The sequence below is a fragment of the Azospirillum thermophilum genome (assembly GCF_003130795.1).
Lineage (GTDB): Bacteria > Pseudomonadota > Alphaproteobacteria > Azospirillales > Azospirillaceae > Azospirillum > Azospirillum thermophilum.
The window spans coordinates 999,539-1,016,937 of record NZ_CP029352.1 but is presented as its reverse complement, the minus strand read 5'-3'; the positions used below and the strand labels follow the sequence as shown (position 1 = coordinate 1,016,937).

The 17,399-nt window shown below is 70.5% G+C and carries 19 protein-coding genes and 1 pseudogene; 17 read left to right on the top strand and 3 right to left on the bottom strand.

From position 1 onward, the window contains the following. Positions 1-3: 3 nt before the first annotated feature. The 16 genes and pseudogenes from DEW08_RS04545 (at position 4) to ftsH (ending at position 14,310) form a co-directional block, all read left to right on the top strand. Positions 4-828, top strand: coding sequence for a TIGR00282 family metallophosphoesterase (locus DEW08_RS04545; protein ID WP_109324838.1), 825 nt, complete (start codon positions 4-6; stop codon positions 826-828). A gap of 13 nt (positions 829-841) precedes the next feature. Beyond that, the gene (locus DEW08_RS04540) at positions 842-1,321 is read left to right on the top strand and encodes a DUF29 domain-containing protein (RefSeq protein WP_109324837.1); all 480 of its coding nucleotides are present in this window, start codon (positions 842-844) and stop codon (positions 1,319-1,321) included. 202 nt (positions 1,322-1,523) lie between these two features. After that, positions 1,524-2,276: a YebC/PmpR family DNA-binding transcriptional regulator gene (locus DEW08_RS04535; protein WP_109324835.1), complete on the top strand. Its 753-nt coding sequence runs from the start codon at positions 1,524-1,526 to the stop codon at positions 2,274-2,276. Between the two features lie 16 nt (positions 2,277-2,292). Further along, a pseudogene (gene ruvC, locus DEW08_RS31970) lies at positions 2,293-2,823 on the top strand (crossover junction endodeoxyribonuclease RuvC); the annotation flags it as partial. After that, positions 2,824-3,282, top strand: a complete 459-nt coding sequence (locus DEW08_RS31965; RefSeq protein ID WP_245986145.1) for an endonuclease domain-containing protein — start codon at positions 2,824-2,826, stop codon at positions 3,280-3,282. Further along, positions 3,283-3,912, top strand: coding sequence for a Holliday junction branch migration protein RuvA (gene ruvA, locus DEW08_RS04525; RefSeq protein ID WP_109324832.1), 630 nt, complete (start codon positions 3,283-3,285; stop codon positions 3,910-3,912). It begins immediately after the preceding gene. Beyond that, positions 3,909-5,009: a Holliday junction branch migration DNA helicase RuvB gene (gene ruvB / locus DEW08_RS04520; protein WP_109324831.1), complete on the top strand. Its 1,101-nt coding sequence runs from the start codon at positions 3,909-3,911 to the stop codon at positions 5,007-5,009. The genes ruvA and ruvB overlap by 4 nt, the downstream gene beginning before the upstream one ends. Continuing rightward, the gene (ybgC, locus tag DEW08_RS04515; RefSeq protein ID WP_109324830.1) at positions 5,002-5,490 is read left to right on the top strand and encodes a tol-pal system-associated acyl-CoA thioesterase; all 489 of its coding nucleotides are present in this window, start codon (positions 5,002-5,004) and stop codon (positions 5,488-5,490) included. Before ruvB ends, ybgC begins: the two co-directional genes overlap by 8 nt. A gap of 5 nt (positions 5,491-5,495) precedes the next feature. Further along, complete coding sequence (gene tolQ / locus DEW08_RS04510; RefSeq protein WP_109324829.1) at positions 5,496-6,230, top strand: protein TolQ; 735 nt, start codon at positions 5,496-5,498, stop codon at positions 6,228-6,230. Between the two features lies 1 nt (position 6,231). After that, positions 6,232-6,711 (top strand): protein TolR, encoded by a 480-nt coding sequence (tolR, locus tag DEW08_RS04505; RefSeq protein WP_109324828.1) that lies wholly within the window; start codon positions 6,232-6,234, stop codon positions 6,709-6,711. 16 nt (positions 6,712-6,727) lie between these two features. Then, entirely contained in the window at positions 6,728-7,855 is a 1,128-nt protein-coding gene (locus tag DEW08_RS04500) for an energy transducer TonB (protein ID WP_109324827.1), read from the top strand. 2 nt (positions 7,856-7,857) lie between these two features. Continuing rightward, entirely contained in the window at positions 7,858-9,210 is a 1,353-nt protein-coding gene (gene tolB, locus DEW08_RS04495) for a Tol-Pal system beta propeller repeat protein TolB (protein ID WP_109324823.1), read from the top strand. Between the two features lie 153 nt (positions 9,211-9,363). Further along, complete coding sequence (gene pal, locus DEW08_RS04490) at positions 9,364-9,837, top strand: peptidoglycan-associated lipoprotein Pal (RefSeq protein ID WP_109324822.1); 474 nt, start codon at positions 9,364-9,366, stop codon at positions 9,835-9,837. A gap of 196 nt (positions 9,838-10,033) precedes the next feature. Then, positions 10,034-10,936: a tol-pal system protein YbgF gene (gene ybgF / locus DEW08_RS04485; protein ID WP_109324821.1), complete on the top strand. Its 903-nt coding sequence runs from the start codon at positions 10,034-10,036 to the stop codon at positions 10,934-10,936. Next, complete coding sequence (tilS, locus tag DEW08_RS04480) at positions 10,924-12,285, top strand: tRNA lysidine(34) synthetase TilS (protein ID WP_245985942.1); 1,362 nt, start codon at positions 10,924-10,926, stop codon at positions 12,283-12,285. The genes ybgF and tilS overlap by 13 nt, the downstream gene beginning before the upstream one ends. 84 nt (positions 12,286-12,369) lie before the next feature. Further along, positions 12,370-14,310, top strand: coding sequence for an ATP-dependent zinc metalloprotease FtsH (ftsH, locus tag DEW08_RS04475; RefSeq protein WP_109324819.1), 1,941 nt, complete (start codon positions 12,370-12,372; stop codon positions 14,308-14,310). 115 nt (positions 14,311-14,425) lie between these two features. On the opposite strand, the gene DEW08_RS04470 is transcribed toward ftsH, so the two are convergent. The 3 genes from DEW08_RS04470 to DEW08_RS04460 form a co-directional block, all read right to left on the bottom strand. Beyond that, positions 14,426-14,779 (bottom strand): hypothetical protein, encoded by a 354-nt coding sequence (locus DEW08_RS04470; RefSeq protein WP_146214631.1) that lies wholly within the window; start codon positions 14,777-14,779, stop codon positions 14,426-14,428. 147 nt (positions 14,780-14,926) lie between these two features. Continuing rightward, positions 14,927-15,403: a hypothetical protein gene (locus DEW08_RS04465; RefSeq protein ID WP_109324791.1), complete on the bottom strand. Its 477-nt coding sequence runs from the start codon at positions 15,401-15,403 to the stop codon at positions 14,927-14,929. A gap of 39 nt (positions 15,404-15,442) precedes the next feature. After that, complete coding sequence (locus DEW08_RS04460; protein WP_109324790.1) at positions 15,443-16,258, bottom strand: hypothetical protein; 816 nt, start codon at positions 16,256-16,258, stop codon at positions 15,443-15,445. A gap of 64 nt (positions 16,259-16,322) precedes the next feature. Between DEW08_RS04460 and DEW08_RS04455 the strand changes: the two genes are divergently transcribed. After that, positions 16,323-17,093, top strand: coding sequence for an SDR family oxidoreductase (locus DEW08_RS04455; RefSeq protein WP_109324789.1), 771 nt, complete (start codon positions 16,323-16,325; stop codon positions 17,091-17,093). Positions 17,094-17,399: the final 306 nt, after the last annotated feature.

Genomic DNA, 17,399 nt, shown 5'->3' with positions numbered 1-17,399 from the left:
ACGATGCGGATTCTGTTTTTCGGCGACGTGGTCGGGCGCTCCGGGCGCGAGGCGGTGATCGGTCACATGCCCCTGCTGCGCGAAAAGCTCGACCCCGACCTGACGGTGGTCAACGGCGAGAATTCGGCCGGCGGCTACGGCGTCACCGTGAAGATCGCCGAGGAGTTCTTCGCCGCGGGTATCGACGTGGTCACGCTGGGCAACCACACCTGGGACCAGAAGGACCTCGTCTCCACCATCGAGCAGCAGCCGCGCATCGTCCGGCCGCTGAACTACCCCGAGGGCACGCCCGGCCGCGGCTTCGTCCTGCTGCAGACCCGCGGGAACCGCAAGGTGCTGGTGGTCAACGTGCTGCTGCGCCTGTTCATGGAGCCGATGGACGATCCCTTCGCGGCGGTCGACCGGGTTCTGAAGGCGCACCGGCTCGGGCCGGGAGCGGTCGACGCCATCCTGATCGACATGCATGGCGAGGCGACCAGCGAGAAGATGATCATGGGCCACTTCTGCGACGGCCGCGCCTCGCTGGTCGTCGGGACGCACAGCCATGTGCCGACGGCCGACCACATGGTCCTGCCCAAGGGAACGGCCTACCAGACCGATGCCGGCATGTGCGGCGACTATGACAGCGCCATCGGCATGAAGAAGGAGATCGCGCTCGCCAAGATGGTCCGCAAGCTGCCGACCGAGCGCCTGTCGCCGGCGGAGGGCGAGGGGACGGTCTGCGGCTGCTATGTGGAGACCGACGACCGTACCGGCCTCGCCCTGCGCATCGAGCCGTTGCGGCTGGGCGGCCGGCTGAGCCAGACTGTGCCCGAGCGGGGGCAGTGAGCGGGAGTGTCCCATGGGCTTTCACGCGAAGCACGACGAGGATTTCTACGCCTGGGCGATGGAGCAGGCCGCCCGCCTGCGCGAGGCGGCCGCGTCGGGGACCAACCTGCCGCTGGACTGGGAGAACCTTGCCGAAGAGATCGAGAGCATGGGGCGCAGCGACAGGCGGGAGGCCATCAGCCGCCTGTCCCGCATCATCGAGCATCTGCTGAAGCTGGAGCACTCCCCCGCTGAGCAGCCGCGGGAGGCGTGGCGGAGGTCGGTGGTCGAGCAGCGGATGAGCCTGCCCCTTCTGCTGGACGACAGTCCGAGCCTTCGGGCCAAGCTGGACGGCTTCCTGGAGGATGCATGGCGGCAGGGGCGGCGTGAAGCGCTCTATGGGCTGGAGCGGGACTGCGTCTTCGACCGCGACCTGCCGCGCGACTGTCCCTACCGGGTGGAGGAGCTGCTGGACGAGGCCTTCTGGCCGCCCAACCGGCACGGGCTCGCCTGATCGGGCGTGGCCCGGCGGACACGGGGGGCGGAGGCCGGGCGGCGCGGCACAGGTCACGCCGCAATCTCGCCATATTGACTTTCTACTCGGGTGGGTGTCGTCTCCCGCGCCGAAAGCGTGCGGCGGCGCGCAGGATACGGTACATGTGTCCAACCGCAGTCCCGCCGATTAACCAGATTCCGTATCGAGGCTCGTTCGACGCATGGCCGGTCATTCCCAGTTCAAGAACATCATGCACCGCAAGGGCGCGCAGGACGCCAAGCGGTCCAAGATCTTCAACAAGCTCGCCCGCGAGATCACCGTCGCGGCGAAGGGCGGCCTGCCCGACCCGGCGGCCAACCCGCGGCTGCGCGCGGCCATCCTCGCGGCCCGGGCACAGAACATGCCGCGCGACCGGATCGAGCGGGCGATCAAGCAGGGCACGCCCGGCGGCGGCGACGACGCGAACTATGAAGAGGTGCGGTACGAGGGCTACGGCCCCGGCGGCGTCGCGCTGATCGTCGAGGCGCTGACCGACAACCGCAACCGCACCGCCTCGGAAGTGCGCTCCAGCTTCACCAAGTACGGCGGCAGCCTGGGCGAGACGAACTCGGTCAGCTTCATGTTCAACCGGGTCGGCGCGATCTACTATCCGGCCGCCGCGGCGGACGCCGACGCGATGTTCGAGACCGCGCTGGAAGCCGGCGCGGACAATGTTGAGTCGGACGAGGAAGGCCACGAGGTCACCACCACCGTGGAAGGCTTCGGCGCCGTCCGCGACGCGCTGGAGGCCAAGTTCGGCGCGCCGGAGAGCGCCCGGCTGACCTGGAAGCCGCTGAACACGGTCACCCCCGGCGAGGATGCCGCCGCCAGCCTGCTGAAGCTGCTGGACGTGCTGGAGGACAACGACGACGTCCAGACGGTCGAGGGCAACTTCGACATCCCGGACGAGCTGATGCAGAAGCTGACCGCGTAAGGTCGGGAGAAGGCGCGTGCTCGGGCCGGCCGGACGGAACGGTGCGGGGCGAGCCGGGGCGACGCAGCCTCCGGTCCGGCTCCTGGGGATCGACCCCGGCCTGCGCCACACCGGCTGGGGCATCATCGACGTGGCCGGCAACCGGCTGAGTCACGTCGCCGACGGGGCCGTCCACTCCGACGACGCCTGCCCGCTGGCCCAGCGTCTCTGCCAGCTCCACGACGCCCTGACCGCCGTGCTCGACCGCTACCGCCCGGACGAGGCGGCGGTGGAGGAGACCTTCGTGAACACCAACGCCGTCTCCACGCTGAAGCTGGGACAGGCGCGGGCGGTGGCCCTGCTGGTCCCGGCCCAGGCCGGGCTGCCGGTGGCCGAATATGCCAACAACATGGTGAAGAAGGCGGTGGTCGGGCAGGGCCGGGCCGACAAGGCGCAGGTGCAGACGATGGTCCGCATGCTGCTGCCCGGCTGCGAGATCGGCACCCCCGACGCCGCCGACGCGCTCGCCGTGGCGATCTGCCATGCCCACCACCGGGCGAGCTGGCTGATGTGGCGGAGGACCCCGCCCGGCCCCGCCGTGCCGGCGCAGGGCATCCCCGGGCCGGCGCGGCAGGCGGATCGCGGACCCGCCGACCCGGATGCGGGGCGCGCCGGGACAGTGCGGCGGACCACGGCCGACGCGGAAAAGATCGTCTGGCAGAAGTTGCGCAACGGCCAGCTCGGCGCCAGGTTCCGGCGGCAGGAGCCGATCCTGGGGTTCGTCGCCGATTTCGTCTCGCACGACCACCGGCTGATCGTCGAACTCGACGGCGGCCGGCCCGCCGAGCAGCGGGCCGGGCAGGACGAGCGCCGGACCCGCGTCCTGGAGCAGGCAGGGTTCCGGGTTCTGCGCTTCTGGAATACCGACATCATCGACAATCTCGACGGCGTTTTGGAAACGATCAAAGCCCGTCTGACCGAAACCGCCGTCCTGCGCAGCCAGCCGTCCGGCAAGGATGTTCTCTGAATGATCGCCAAGCTCACGGGCATCGTGGATTCCACCGGCAGCGACTGGGTCATCCTGGACGTGAACGGGGTCGGCTACCTGCTGTCCTGCTCGAACCGCACCCTGTCGCGTCTCGCCGCCGGCGAGCGCGTCTCGCTTGTGGTCGAGACCTTCGTCCGCGAGGAGCGCATTGTCCTGCACGGCTTCGCCGACCAGGGCGAGCGGGAGTGGTTCCGGCTGCTGACCACCATCCAGGGGGTGGGGGCGCGGCTGGCGCTGTCGATCCTCGGCGTGCTCGACCCCGACCAGCTCACCCGCGCCATCGCCTCGCAGGACAAGACCGCGCTGATCCGCGCCGACGGCGTCGGACCGAAGGTGGCGGCGCGCATCCTGAACGAGCTGAAGGACAAGGTGGGCAACCTGATGCTCGGCGGGGCCGCCGCCGCGACGCCGGCGGCCGGCAAGGGCGGGCCGGTGCCGGCCGTTCCGGGGGCGACCCCGGCGCTGGGCGACGCGGTGTCGGCGCTGGTCAATCTCGGCTACGGGCGGTCGGAGGCCTTCAGCGCCGTCGTGGCCGCCGGACGGACCCTGGGGGAGGACGCCAGCGTTTCGGACCTGATCCGTCAGGGCCTCAAGGAGCTTAGCCAATGACCTCCGGTCCCTCCAACCCGGACCGTCTGGTGCAGCCGGGCCAGGGCAGCGGCGATTCCGCCGAGTCCTCCATCCGTCCGCTGTCGCTGGCCGAATTCATCGGGCAGCGGCAGGCGCGCGAGAACCTGTCGATCTTCATCCAGGCCGCCCGCGCCCGCGGCGAGGCGCTGGACCATGTCCTGCTGTTCGGTCCGCCGGGGCTGGGCAAGACGACGCTCGCCCAGATCGTGGCGCGCGAGCTCGGCGTCGGGTTCCGTGCCACCTCCGGCCCGGTCATCGCGCGGGCCGGCGACCTCGCCGCGCTGCTGACCAACCTGCAGCCGCACGACGTTCTCTTCATCGACGAGATTCACCGCCTCAATCCCGCCGTAGAGGAGGTGTTGTATCCCGCCATGGAGGATTTCCAGCTCGACCTCATCATTGGCGAAGGGCCGTCGGCGCGCTCGATCCGCATCGACCTGCCGCCCTTCACGCTGGTCGGCGCGACCACGCGCAGCGGCCTGATCACGCGCCCCCTGCGCGAACGCTTCGGCATTCCCGTCCGCCTGCAGTTCTACGAGCCGGACGAGCTGGAACTGATCGTGCGCCGCGCCGCCGGCGTGCTGGGCATGGGCATTACGCCGGAGGGCGCGCGGGAGGTGGCCAACCGGTCGCGCGGCACGCCGCGCGTCGCCGGCCGCCTGCTGCGCCGGGTGCGCGACTTTGCCGCGGTGGCCGGCGTGCCGGAGGTCGACAAGCGCGTCGCCGACGCCGCGCTGACCCGGCTGGAGGTCGACCGGCTGGGGCTCGACAGCATGGACCGCCGCTATCTCGGCCTGATCGCGGCCAATTACGGCGGCGGACCGGTCGGCGTCGAGACGCTGGGTGCCGCGCTGGGCGAGCAGCGCGACGTGATCGAGGAGGTGGTCGAGCCCTACCTGATCCAGCAGGGCTTCCTGCAGCGCACGCCGCGCGGACGCATGCTGACCGACCAGGGGTTCCGCTACCTCGGCATCAATCCGCCGGCCGCCGCGGCCCGGCAGCTCGACCTGCTGGACAGGGCCGGCGGCCGGCCCGCCGCGGGCGACGAGCCGATCGACGGGGCGGACGATGAGTGAACCGTCCACGGCCCCGTACCGGCCGGCCGGCCCGCTGCAGCTTTCCGGCTGGTTCGCCGACGACGGCACGCACCGGTTCCCGCTGCGGGTCTATTACGAGGACACCGATGCCGGCGGCATCGTCTATCACGCCAACTATCTGCGCTTCGTCGAGCGGGCGCGCAGCGAGATGCTGCGGCTTCTCGGCCTGACGCACGGCGGCCTCGCCGGTGCCTCGGGTGTGTCATTTGCGGTACGTCGGCTGACGATCGATTTTGTCGCTCCCGCCCGGCTGGAAGACACGCTTGAAGTGGAGACACGGATCACCGATACCGGCGGTGCTTCCTTCGCAGTTGCACAAACCGTTCGCCGTGACGGCCGCGACCTCGCGCGGGCGGATCTGCAGCTGGTGATGATCAACCAGGCCGGACGCCCGGCGCGCCTTCCCGCGCCGGTCCGCGAGGCCATCGACGCTCTCTATAAGAAGCAAATGCGAGACTGACCGCGATGGAGACCCTACAAACCGCCCAGCTCGTCGGCAACGCCGCCGCCGGCCACGCTGCCGAGATCACGATCTGGGGCCTGTTCTGGCAGGCCGACATGATCGTCAAGATCGTGATGCTGATGCTGCTGGTCGCGTCCGTCTGGTGCTGGGCGATCATCATCGAGAAGATGATGCGCATCCGCCGGCTGAACGCGATGGCGGACGCCTTCGAGGAGAGCTTCTGGTCGGGCGGCTCGCTGGACGCGCTGTACGACCGCATCGGCCAGCGCCCCACCGACCCGATGTCGGCGACCTTCGCCGCGGGCATGCGCGAGTGGCGCCACGCCGCCGACCGCGGCATCGCCGGCACCATGAAGGGATCGCTGCAGCAGCGGGTCGAGCGGGTGATGGCGGTGACCATCGGCCGCGAGATGGCGCGCGCCGAACGCTACATGACCTTCCTCGCCTCGGTCGGCTCGACGGCCCCCTTCATCGGCCTGTTCGGCACGGTGTGGGGCATCATGAACTCCTTCACCTCCATCGCCGGTTCGGGCAACACCAGCCTCGCCGTGGTGGCGCCGGGCATCGCCGAGGCGCTGTTCGCCACCGCCATGGGCCTGCTGGCCGCCATCCCGGCGGTGCTGTCCTACAACAAGTTCTCGACCGACCTCGGCCGCTACGCCGACCGGCTGGAGACCTTCGCCGGCGAGTTCTCGGCCATCCTGTCGCGCCACCTCGAGGAGCGGGGAGCCGCCTGACATGGCCGCACAACTCGCCGGCAAGGCCCACGGCCGCGGCAAGCGCCGCGGGTACCGCGCGATGGCCGAGATCAACATGACGCCGTTCATCGACGTCATGCTGGTTCTGCTGATCGTCTTCATGGTCGCCGCCCCGATGCTGACGGTCGGCGTGCCGGTCGACCTGCCCAAGACCAACGCCGCCCCGCTGGAGCAGCAGAAGGACCCGCTGTTCGTGACGGTGCAGACCGACGGCCGCGTCTTCGTGCAGGAGACCCCGGTCGAGCTGTCGAACATGGTCGCCCTGCTGATCGCGGTGACGAACAACAACCCCGAGGCCCGCATCCTGGTCCGTGGCGACGCGAAGATCGCCTATGGCAAGATGCTGGAGGTCATGGGGACGATGAGCGCCGCCGGCTTCAAGAAGGTCGGCCTCGTCGCGGAGATGCCGAACGGCCCGACGGCCGGCGGCCCGCGCGTCGGCGCCAAGCAGGCGCGCTGAGGCAGGCGAGCATCCCATGCGCAGACCCCTGATCGCATCGGCCGTGCTGCACGTCGCGCTCGTCGCGCTGTTCGTGCTCGGCATGCCGCCCAGCGATCGCAAGCTGGAGATCCCGCCCTCCATCCCGATCGAGATCGTGGATGTGGGGGAGGTGACGCAGGCTGCCCGCGTCGACAAGGGCGAGCCGAAGCCGACCCCGTCGCCGGCCCGCCCGCCGGTGCCGGAGGCCAAGCCGAGCCCGCCGGCGCCGACCCCGCCGGACGACGAGCCGGAGGAGCAGCCGCCGCCCCCGCCGCCGCCCAAGACGCCGGAACCGCCCAAGGTGGCGCAGGTCCCGCCGCCGCCGCGCGAGCCGACCCCGCCGCCGAAGCCTGCCCCGACTCCGCCCCCGCCTCCGCCGCCCCCGCCGACTCCGGAGCCGTCGCCGACTCCCAAGCCGCCGGAGCCGAAGCACGAGCCGCGTCCGGAACCGCCCAAGCCGGAACCGCCCAAGCCGGAACCGCCGAAGCCCGAGCCTCCGAAGCCGGAACCGAAGAAGCCGGAACCGCCCAAGGCCGAGCCGAAGAAGCCGGAACCGGCCAAGCAGCCGGAGAAGCCGGCCGAGAAGGCGCCTGCCAAGCAGCCGGAAAAGCAGACGGCCAACGCCGATCCGCTGTCCGACCTGCTGAAGAACGTCGGCAAGCTGAAGTCGTCGGAGAACGCCAAGCCCGACGGCAAGGCCTCGGACGCCAAGGCGGACGCGAAGCCGAGCCAGCAGGCGGCGGCCCCGTCCGGCGCCGCCAAGGCGGTCGCCGGTCCGGACAAGCCGTTCAAGCCCTCCGGCCGGGCCGTCGACGGCATCCGCGGCGCCGTGGGCAAGAACTGGAACTTCGACCCCGGCCGCAAGAATGCCGGCGACATGCAGGTGACGATCCACGTCGAGGTGGGAAAGGACGGCAGCGTCCTGAACGCCTACATCGACGAGAAGCACCGCTCGCGCTACATGTCCGACCAGGCCTTCCGGGCCTCGGCCGACGCGGCGCTGCGCGCGGTCAAGCGGGCGAGCCCGCTGCCGATCACCGAGTTCGCCAGCGACTTCACACCCAACCGCTACGATGAGTGGCGCTACTTCGTGTTCAATTTCGACCCGAAGGATATGTTCTGACCATGACGATGAAGACGAGGCTTCTTCTGAAGCTCGCCGGCTGGACCGGCGCGGTGCTTCTGTCCCTGGGCGTGGCCGTCCCGCCGGTGGCCCGCGCCGAGGTGCGCATCGACATCACCAAGGGCGTGGTCGAACCGCTGCCCATCGCGATCACCAGCTTCGCCGGGGCCGGCGGGCGCGAGGCGCAGGTCGGCGCGGACATCTCCAAGGTCGTCTCGGCCGACCTGGAGCGGTCCGGCCTGTTCCGCCCGCTCGACCCGCGCGGCTTCCTGCAGACGCCCGAGCAGCTCCGCACCGGCGAGCCGCGCTACCAGGACTGGAAGGCGGTCGGCGCCCAGGCGCTCGTCGCCGGCAGCACCACCGCGACCGGCGACGGCCGCATGAAGGTGGACTTCCGCCTGTGGGACGTGGCTTCGGGCCAGTACATGCAGGGGCTGTCCTATACCGCGACGACCGACAGCTGGCGCCGCATCGCCCACATCATCGCCGACGCCATCTACAAGCGGCTGACCGGCGAGGACGGCTATTTCGACACCCGCATCGTCTACGTCTCGGAGACCGGCCCGGCCAACGCCCGCAAGAAGCGTCTGGCGATCATGGATCAGGACGGCGAGAACCATCAGTTCCTGACCGACGGGCAGACGCTGGTCCTGACGCCGCGCTTCTCGCCGACGACCCAGGAAATCACGTACATGTCGTACTTCAACAAGAAGCCGCGCGTGTACCTGTTCAACATCGACACCGGCCGGCAGGAGGTCCTGGGCGACTTCCCCGGCATGACCTTCGCGCCGCGCTTCTCGCCGGACGGCAACCGCGTCGTCATGAGCATGGCGCAGAACGGCAACACCGACATCTACACGCTGGACCTGCGCACCCGCCGCCAGACCCAGCTCACCGACGCGCCGGGAATCGACACCGCCCCGAGCTACTCGCCGGACGGCCAGAAGATCGTCTTCGAGTCGGACCGCGGCGGCAGCCAGCAGCTCTACATCATGAACGCCGACGGGTCGGGGGTGAAGCGGCTGAGCTTCGGCGAGGGCCGCTACGGCACGCCGGTGTGGTCGCCGCGCGGTGACCTGATCGCGTTCACGCGCCAGCGTGGGGGCAGCTTTGCAATCGGCGTAATCCGTCCGGATGGGACGGGCGAGCGGGTGCTGACCGAGGGCTTCCACGTCGAGGGTCCGACCTGGGCGCCGAACGGCCGTGTTCTGATGTTTTTCAAGGACTTGCCCGCTGGCGACGGCCGGGGGCGCAACGCCAAGCTGTACACGATCGACGTCACGGGCGCCAACGAGCGTCGTGTGATAACGCCGCTTGACGCATCCGATCCTGCATGGTCGCCCTTGATTCCCTAGTGGAGTAGCCCTATTTTGCGGCCCGCGAGAGCAACGCTCAAGACATAGGCCGGTCGTTCAGGTTTTCGTCGGGGTCTGGCGGAAACCGGCAGCTCTCGCGGGAAGTATCCGGCTGTTTTCAACATTTGCGTGATCTCAAGGGGGTCAACCAACATGAAGTTCAAGTACATCGCCATGGCCGCCGCCGTGGCCCTCCTCGCCGCCTGCGAATCCACCCCGAAGGACGCCGGCGCCGGCGCCGGCACCGGCACCGCCCAGTCGCAGGTCAAGCCGGGCTCGGCCGAGGACTTCGTCGTCAACGTCGGCGACCGCGTCTTCTTCGGCTTCGACCGCTACGACCTGTCGCCGGAGGCCCGCGCCACCCTCGACCGCCAGGCCAAGTGGCTGCAGACCTACCCGCAGGTCACCGTGACCGTCGAGGGCCACGCCGACGAGCGCGGCACCCGCGAGTACAACCTGGCTCTCGGCGAGCGCCGCGCCAACTCGGTGAAGAACTACCTGGTCGCCAACGGCGTCTCCGCCAGCCGCGTCAGCACCGTGTCCTACGGCAAGGAGCGTCCGGCTGTGACGGGCTCGAACGAGGCCGCCTGGTCGCAGAACCGCCGTGGCGTGACCGTCGTCAACTGACGCCGGGACCCGCTCGGGTTCGAGGACGCCGCTCCGGACCAGCTCCGGGGCGGCGTTTTCGTTTACGCAGGGTAAATCCGGTGCAAGCGGGCGGGTGCAAGCCGCCGGTTCTTCTGCTAAACAGCGGTCATCGTTTCGCCTTTTTGCTTCGGCAGTTTCGCGCCTCCACCGCGCGCGCCCGGACAGGACCTGACGCATGACCAAGACCACGATGTTCGCTTCCCTGCTGCTCGGCACCATGCTGACCGGCGGCACCGCCCTTGCCCAGACCAGCGGTCAGGTCGAGCGGCTGCAGCGGCTGGAGAGCCAGGTGGCCGCCTTGGGGGGCTCGGTCGAGGGCGGGCGGATCGAGGTGGCGCAGGCCTCCCCGTCGCTCGCCGCGGACATGGAGATCCGCCTGCAGCACCTGGAGCGCGCGATCTCGGAGCTGACCGGAAAGTTCGAGGAGACCAGCTACCAGGTCTCGCAGATGAAGGACCGGCTGGAGCGGGTGAACGCCGACATCGACTTCCGCCTGAAGGAGCTCGAGTCGAAGGGCGGCGGCGCGGGTGGTGGTGGTGCCTTCGGGTCGGGCGGCGGCGGCGACGCCTTCGGCCCGTCGAAGGGCTCGGCGCCGGCCAAGGGCGCGGACAAGGTTGCAGAGAAGCCGGCCGACAAGGCGCCGGAAAAGCCTGCCCAGACCGCCGCGGTCGCTGCCGTGCCGTCGAATGCCGGCCCGGAGAAGCAGTACGAGCACGCTTTCGAGCTGCTGCGCAACGCCGACTACGACAAGGCGGAGAAGGCCTTCCAGGACTTCCTGGCCAAGAACAAGGGGCACCAGCTCGCCGGGAACGCCCAGTACTGGCTCGGCGAGTCCTATTACGTCCGCAACAAGTTCGCCGAGGCGGCCCAGGCCTTCGCCGAGGGCGTGTCGAAGTATCCGAAGAACTCCAAGGCGGCCGACAATCTTCTGAAGCTGGGCATGTCGCTGCAGCAGCTCAACCAGAAGAAGGACGCCTGCACCGCCTACAACCAGCTCATGACCAAGTTCCCCGACGCCTCGGCCAGCGTGAAGCGCCGGGCCGATACGGAGCGCCGTCGCCTGAATTGCCCGACCTGACGTCGTCCTCGCCTCCGGCCCCGCTGTCGCGGGAGGAATTCGCCGCCAGCATGGCCCGGCTCGGTCCCTTCGAGTCGGCGCCGTGGCTGGCGGTCGGCGTTTCCGGGGGGGCGGACAGCCTCGCCCTGGCTCTGCTGGCCGGGGACTGGGCGCGGGAGCGGGGCGGCCGGATCCTGGCGCTGACGGTCGATCACGGGCTGCGGGCCGGGTCCGCGCAGGAGGCCGCCGGTGTCGGCTCCTGGCTCGCCGCCCATGGCATCGCCCATCGGATCCTCCGCTGGGAGGGGGAGAAGCCGCTATCGCGGATCCAGGAGGCGGCGCGGGCCGCCCGCCACCGGCTGCTGGCCGAGGCCTGTGCGGCCGAGGGCATCCTGCACCTCGCCCTGGCGCATCATCGCGACGATCAGGCGGAGACCGTGCTGCTGCGGCTCGCCCGCGGCTCCGGGATCGACGGGCTGGCGGCGATGGCGCCGGTGCGGGCGGAGGGGGCCGTGCGGCTGATCCGCCCGCTGCTGGAGGTTCCACACGACCGTCTCGTCGCCACCTGCCGGGCGCGCGGGCAGGAGTGGGTGGAGGACCCGTCCAACCGCAACCCGGCCTTCGCCCGCGCCCGTCTGCGGGCGGTCGGCAGCGTTCTGGCGGCGGAGGGGCTGGACGCCGGCCGGCTCGCCCGCACCGCCCGCCGCGCCGCCCGCGCCCGTGCCGCGCTGGAGGAGGCGGCCGCCGCGCTGCTCGCCGTGGCGGCGGAGGTCCGGCCGGAGGGCTGGCTCCTCCTCGATCCGCGGGCGCTGGAGCGGGCGCCGGACGAGGTGGCGCTGCGCGCGCTCGGCACCTGCCTGCGGACGGTCGGAGGTACCGCCTATCCCCCGCGGGACGAGGCGCTGGAGCGGCTGCTGTCCGACGTTGCAGAAGGGGCGGGCCGGACGCTGGCCGGCTGCCGGGTCCTGCGGCACCGCGGCAAACTGCTGGTGGCGCGTGAACCGGAGCTGGTCGCGGACCGTATAGACATCATGCCGGGCGGCGGCGTGCTGTGGGATCGCCGCTTCACCGTCCGCCTGGCGCCCGAGCGGGTGGCCGGCCTGACGGTGGCGCGGCTGGGAGAGGATGGCTGGCGATGCGTGGTCGGCTGGAGACCGGAGGCGAGGCGGCTGGCCCTGCACGAGGCGGTGCGCGCGTCGCTGCCCGGCCTGTGGGACGGCGAGCGGTTGGTTGCGGCGCCGCTTCCCGGTGCCGGCCCCTATGCCGGTGGACCCGGCGAGCCGTTCGCGGATGCGGCAGCCTTCACCCCCCGGGTCCCGCTGGGAGTACCAGCTTTTACGGTTGTTTCGGAAGGGCGCGGCATTATTTAATCTGGAAAGTGTGCCCGGGGAGCTTCAGCGGTGCCGCCGTCACGGCGCGCCGCACGGCGCAGGGTTCGCAGAAAGGCGTGTGACGTGAACAATTTCGGCAAGAATCTCGCGCTCTGGATCATCATAGGGCTGCTGCTGGTGGCCCTGTTCAATCTGTTCCAGAGCTCCTCCACGCGCAGCCCGCAAACGACGGTTCCGTTCAGCGAGCTTCTCGCCGAAGTGGACCGCGCCCAGGTCGCCGACGTGACGATCAAGGGCAACCAGGTTTCGGGCCACTTCACCGATGGCCGGTCCTTCAGCACCTACGTCCCGCCCGAAGCCGGGCTGGTCGAGCGGCTGACCAGCAAGAACGTGCGCATCAGCGCGGTGCCGGACGACAGCAACGTGCCGTCGCTGTTCTCGGTGCTGCTGTCCTGGTTCCCGATGCTGCTGCTGATCGGCGTGTGGATCTTCTTCATGCGCCAGATGCAGTCCGGCGGCGGGAAGGCCATGGGCTTCGGCAAGTCGCGGGCAAGGCTGCTGACCGAGAAGGTCGGCCGCGTCACCTTCGACGACGTCGCCGGCATCGACGAGGCCAAGCAGGAACTGCAGGAGATCGTCGAGTTCCTGAAGGACCCGCAGAAGTTCCAGCGTCTGGGCGGCAAGATCCCGAAGGGCGTGCTGCTGGTCGGTCCTCCGGGTACCGGCAAGACCCTGACCGCGCGCGCCGTCGCTGGCGAGGCGAACGTTCCCTTCTTCACCATCTCCGGCTCCGATTTCGTCGAGATGTTCGTGGGTGTCGGCGCGTCCCGTGTCCGCGACATGTTCGAGCAGGGCAAGAAGAACGCCCCCTGCATCATCTTCATCGACGAGATCGACGCGGTCGGCCGCCATCGCGGCGCCGGCCTGGGCGGCGGCAACGACGAGCGCGAGCAGACCCTGAACCAGCTTCTGGTCGAGATGGACGGCTTCGAGGCGAACGAGGGCGTCATCCTCATCGCCGCGACCAACCGTCCGGACGTGCTCGATCCCGCGCTGCTGCGTCCGGGCCGCTTCGACCGCCAGGTCGTCGTGCCGAACCCCGACGTGCTGGGCCGCGAGAAGATCCTGAAGGTCCACATGCGCAAGGTCCCGCTGGCTCCCGACGTGGACGCCAAGGTGATCGCGCGCGGCACCCCCGGCTTCTCGGGCGCCGACCTCGCCAACCTGGTGAACGAGGCCGCGCTGCTGGCCGCGCGCATCGGCAAGCGGGTCGTCGGCATGGCCGAGTTCGAGGCCGCCAAGGACAAGGTCATGATGGGCGCGGAGCGCCGCTCCATGGTCATGACCGAGGAAGAGAAGAAGCTGACCGCCTATCACGAGGCCGGCCACGCCATCGTCGCCATCCACCAGCCGGACAGCGACCCGGTGCACAAGGCGACCATCATCCCGCGCGGACGCGCCCTGGGCATGGTGATGCGCCTGCCGGAAGGCGACCGCATCTCGCTGAGCCAGGCCAAGCTGCTGGCCGACCTGCGGGTCGCCATGGGCGGCCGCATCGCCGAGGAGCTGATCTTCGGCAAGGAGCGCGTCACCACCGGCGCCTCGGGCGACATCAAGATGGCGACCGAGATGTCCCGCCGCATGGTCACCGAGTGGGGCATGAGCGAGAAGCTCGGCCCGCTGCTCTACGGCGAGCCGACGCAGGAGGTGTTCCTCGGCCATTCGGTCACCCAGCACAAGAACATGTCCGACGCCACCGCCCGCACGGTGGACGAGGAAATCCGCCGCATCGTGGACGAGGCCTATTCCGAGGCCCGGCGGATCCTGACCGAGAACATCGACCAGCTCCACACCCTGGCCAAGGGCCTGCTGGAGTACGAGACGCTGAGCGGCGACGACATCCAGCGCCTGCTGCGCGGCGAACCGCTGATCCGCGACGACGACAAGGAGAGCTTCCACGCGGCGCCGCCGCGCCAGCCGACCTCGACCGGCCGTCGTTCCTCGGTGCCGTCCAGCGGCGGCAAGGAGGCCGGCGGCATGGATCCCGAGCCGATGGGGACCTGATCCTCGGGCCGCTTCGACGACAGATGAGAACAGGCGCCCTTCGGGGCGCCTGTTTTCGTTTCGACGGATCCTGTCGGATCGTCGCCGGATCGTCGCCGGCGACCGCCTGCCGCGGCTACGCCGTTTCCCGCGCCGCCTGCAGCGCGTCACGGTAGAGGCGCAGGCGGCCGTAGACCGGCCAGAGGCGGCCGACCAGCGGGTCGGCCCAGTGGATCAGGACGAGCACCCCCAGCCCGGCGAAACCGCCGAAGAAGGCGCCGTAGAGCAGGCCGAGCGCAGCGCCCCAGATCCACGGGTCCGACTGGCGCGACCCGTCGATGGCGTAGGACAGGGCGAGCCCGGCGGTGACCAGCAGGGCGAGCACCACCCCGGCGCGGCCGGGCGAATACCAGATCCGCAGGTCCTCCGCGGTCAGGCCGTAATCTTCGGGTACCGGGCGGGCGGCTATCCTGTCGCTGACGTCGCGCATGTCGGATCCGGTCTTCACCGCGAGGGGCGGCACCCTCCCGGCGAGCCGGCGATCTGCCGGCCCGGCGGGAGCCCCATGCTATCCGACGGCCGGCCCGGCTGTACAGGCGCCCGCCCGAGGAGGCGCCCGGCTGAAGAGGCGAAGACGTCAGGCGCGGTCGCGCCCGCCGTCCACCGAGACGTTGCGGTCGTCGATGATGCGGTCGGACGTGTCGGGCGTGGGCTGCGGCCGGTCGCGGTCGTCGCTCCCGCGGGTGGAGCCGGCCGTGGCGCTGGTGCCGAGGTCGAGCACGCCATGGGTGCCGCCCTCGGTGCCGCCGACATGCGGACCGCCGCCCGCCTGGGCGCCGTCGCGGCCGATCGCCGGGGTGGCGGGGCCGCCGTCCGCCGTCGGATCGATGCCCGATCCTTCATGGTCGCGCGGGTTGCCTGGCTGCGGCATGCCGTCGGCGTCCCGCCCGACGGCCTGACCCGGCATATCCTCGTCGGCCGGGGTGTCGGCGCCGGGGCCGATGATGCGCTGGAACCCCATCTTCTCCTCATCCACGCCCGGAGCGTCGCGGGTGTCCTGGATGTCGAGCGGGATCGGGCGTTCGTCGCGGCTGTTCGACGGATCGTTGCTCATGCGCTGGCTTCCCTGCTGTGTGGCCCGGTGGTGACCGGGTCAACAGAGGTTGACGCCCGCCGTCACGGTGCGGACATCGAACCAGCCGCCGACGCTGTGGCGCAGGTCGAGCCGCCGGTCCTGCTCGGGAGCCGGCGCGATGTCCCACAGCCACTGGACGTCCGGGGCGGGCAGCTCCAGCCCCCACAGGGAGTCCTCGCGCTCCTCGATGGCGCCGCCGCGCAGCCACAGGCTCTCGGTGTCGGTGAAGAGGGCGGCGCGGTCGGCCGAGCGGTCGAGCCACTCCAGGTGGGCATGGCCGAGCGCATGGGCGAAGGTCAGCCGCTCCGCATCCAGGATGGCGGGGGCCCGCCGCTCGATGGCGTCGAGCGGCAGCAGGGGGATCTGGGACAGCAGGTTGCAGGAGATGGCGAAGCTGAACCGCTCGCCGGGCAGCAGCGGCGGCCGGTCTGCCGGGGGCAGCGGCCCGCCGCGGGCCAGCGCGGCATCCAGCGCCTGCAGCGTTCCGCTGACGTCCCATTCGACGAGCTGCACATTGGAGAACTGCCTGGCCTGCCGCCGGACGCTGCGGGCGTGCAGCATGTCGACCAGCACCACCTCGCGGAAGCGCGCGGCGAGTTCGGCCAGCGGCACCTCGAGCAACAGGCCGGAACCCGCCACCATCGCCCGGCCGCCCGGCGCCGCGCGGGCCGCGGCGTCAGCCACGAAGTGGCGGCAGGCGGCGAGGTGCGGTGCCCAGGACCGGCGCTGCCGGCGATGACGCGCCCCCAGCGCCACCAGTTCCGCCAGATAGCCGTATCGGCGGGCGAGCGGCGGGCAGGGGGTGGTCAGATACTCGAACGCCTCGCGCAGCATACCCGCCCCTCTTCCCCACGCCTCGCCTCTTGACCGGCGGCGGCCGCAGGGTACCTATGGCGCCATGGTCGAGATCAAGAGGAAAGCGGCCCTGGTCACCGGGGCCGGCAAGCGAATCGGGCGGGCCATCGCGCTCGATCTTGCAGCACATGGCTGGGACGTGGCGGTCCACTACCTCCGGTCCCGCGCCGATGCGGATGCCGTGGTGGCCGAGATCGCCGCGGCCGGCGGCCGTGCCGTGGCGGTGGCCGGCGATCTGGAGCGCGAATCGGAGGTCGAGGGGCTGGTGCCGGCGGCGGTGGAGCGGCTCGGCCCGCTCGGGCTGCTGGTCAACAACGCCTCCGTCTTCGAGCGGGACGAGGCGCTGGACGCCACCCGCCGGTCGTGGGACCGGCATATGGAGGCGAACCTGCGGGCGCCCTTCGTACTGTCCCAGCAGTTCGCCCGGCAACTGCCCGAGGGCGAGCGCGGGCTGATCGTCAACATCCTGGACCAGCGGGTATGGAACCCGACCCCGCACTTCGTGTCCTATACGGTCTCCAAGATGGGGCTGTGGGCGCTGACGCGGACGCTGGCCATGGCGCTGGCCCCGCAGGTGCGGGTGAACGGGATCGGGCCGGGGCCGACCTTGCGCAACAGCCGCCAGACGGAGGCGGAGTTCACCGCCCAGTGGGAAGCCACTCCGCTGCGGCGGGGCACGACCCCGGAGGAGATCTGCGCGGCGGTGCGGTTCCTGATCGACGCCCCGGCGGTCACCGGGCAGATGATCGCGCTGGACGGCGGGGAGCATCTCGGTTGGGCTCAGCCGGGCCAGGGCTTCGTTCCGGTGGAGTAGGCGGAAAGACGGAAACCCATGCCGGGCAGACTCCGACTCCGTCGCCGGGCCGGCGGGTCCCCGCAGCCCGCCACGCGAAAGGACCGCGCGTTTTACACAGGTGGCAATCCGGACGCAAGAGGTCGCGTGAGAGGGATGGCAATTTTGCGTGAGTGCCCCTCCGGACACCCTTGACTCTCGCCTGACCTAGCGGAATCAATGGGTTAGCGTATTTGCCTGATTTTTGGGCAGACCCTTGGGAAGCCTTGGGACTCTTGGCTCCGGCGACGCTACCCATATCGTTATCGACAAACTTATCCACAGGAA

What these genes read in the sequence shown, in the direction of transcription:
- DEW08_RS04545 (WP_109324838.1), top strand. Translation starts at nt 4, where the DNA reads ATGCGGATTCTGTTTTTCGGCGACGTGGTCGGGCGCTCCGGGCGCGAG.
- DEW08_RS04540 (WP_109324837.1), top strand. Translation starts at nt 842, where the DNA reads ATGGGCTTTCACGCGAAGCACGACGAGGATTTCTACGCCTGGGCGATG.
- DEW08_RS04535 (WP_109324835.1), top strand. Translation starts at nt 1,524, where the DNA reads ATGGCCGGTCATTCCCAGTTCAAGAACATCATGCACCGCAAGGGCGCG.
- DEW08_RS31965 (WP_245986145.1), top strand. Translation starts at nt 2,824, where the DNA reads ATGTGGCGGAGGACCCCGCCCGGCCCCGCCGTGCCGGCGCAGGGCATC.
- ruvA (WP_109324832.1), top strand. Translation starts at nt 3,283, where the DNA reads ATGATCGCCAAGCTCACGGGCATCGTGGATTCCACCGGCAGCGACTGG.
- ruvB (WP_109324831.1), top strand. Translation starts at nt 3,909, where the DNA reads ATGACCTCCGGTCCCTCCAACCCGGACCGTCTGGTGCAGCCGGGCCAG.
- ybgC (WP_109324830.1), top strand. Translation starts at nt 5,002, where the DNA reads ATGAGTGAACCGTCCACGGCCCCGTACCGGCCGGCCGGCCCGCTGCAG.
- tolQ (WP_109324829.1), top strand. Translation starts at nt 5,496, where the DNA reads ATGGAGACCCTACAAACCGCCCAGCTCGTCGGCAACGCCGCCGCCGGC.
- tolR (WP_109324828.1), top strand. Translation starts at nt 6,232, where the DNA reads ATGGCCGCACAACTCGCCGGCAAGGCCCACGGCCGCGGCAAGCGCCGC.
- DEW08_RS04500 (WP_109324827.1), top strand. Translation starts at nt 6,728, where the DNA reads ATGCGCAGACCCCTGATCGCATCGGCCGTGCTGCACGTCGCGCTCGTC.
- tolB (WP_109324823.1), top strand. Translation starts at nt 7,858, where the DNA reads ATGACGATGAAGACGAGGCTTCTTCTGAAGCTCGCCGGCTGGACCGGC.
- pal (WP_109324822.1), top strand. Translation starts at nt 9,364, where the DNA reads ATGAAGTTCAAGTACATCGCCATGGCCGCCGCCGTGGCCCTCCTCGCC.
- ybgF (WP_109324821.1), top strand. Translation starts at nt 10,034, where the DNA reads ATGACCAAGACCACGATGTTCGCTTCCCTGCTGCTCGGCACCATGCTG.
- DEW08_RS04470 (WP_146214631.1), bottom strand. Translation starts at nt 14,779, where the DNA reads ATGCGCGACGTCAGCGACAGGATAGCCGCCCGCCCGGTACCCGAAGAT.
- DEW08_RS04465 (WP_109324791.1), bottom strand. Translation starts at nt 15,403, where the DNA reads ATGAGCAACGATCCGTCGAACAGCCGCGACGAACGCCCGATCCCGCTC.
- DEW08_RS04460 (WP_109324790.1), bottom strand. Translation starts at nt 16,258, where the DNA reads ATGCTGCGCGAGGCGTTCGAGTATCTGACCACCCCCTGCCCGCCGCTC.
- DEW08_RS04455 (WP_109324789.1), top strand. Translation starts at nt 16,323, where the DNA reads ATGGTCGAGATCAAGAGGAAAGCGGCCCTGGTCACCGGGGCCGGCAAG.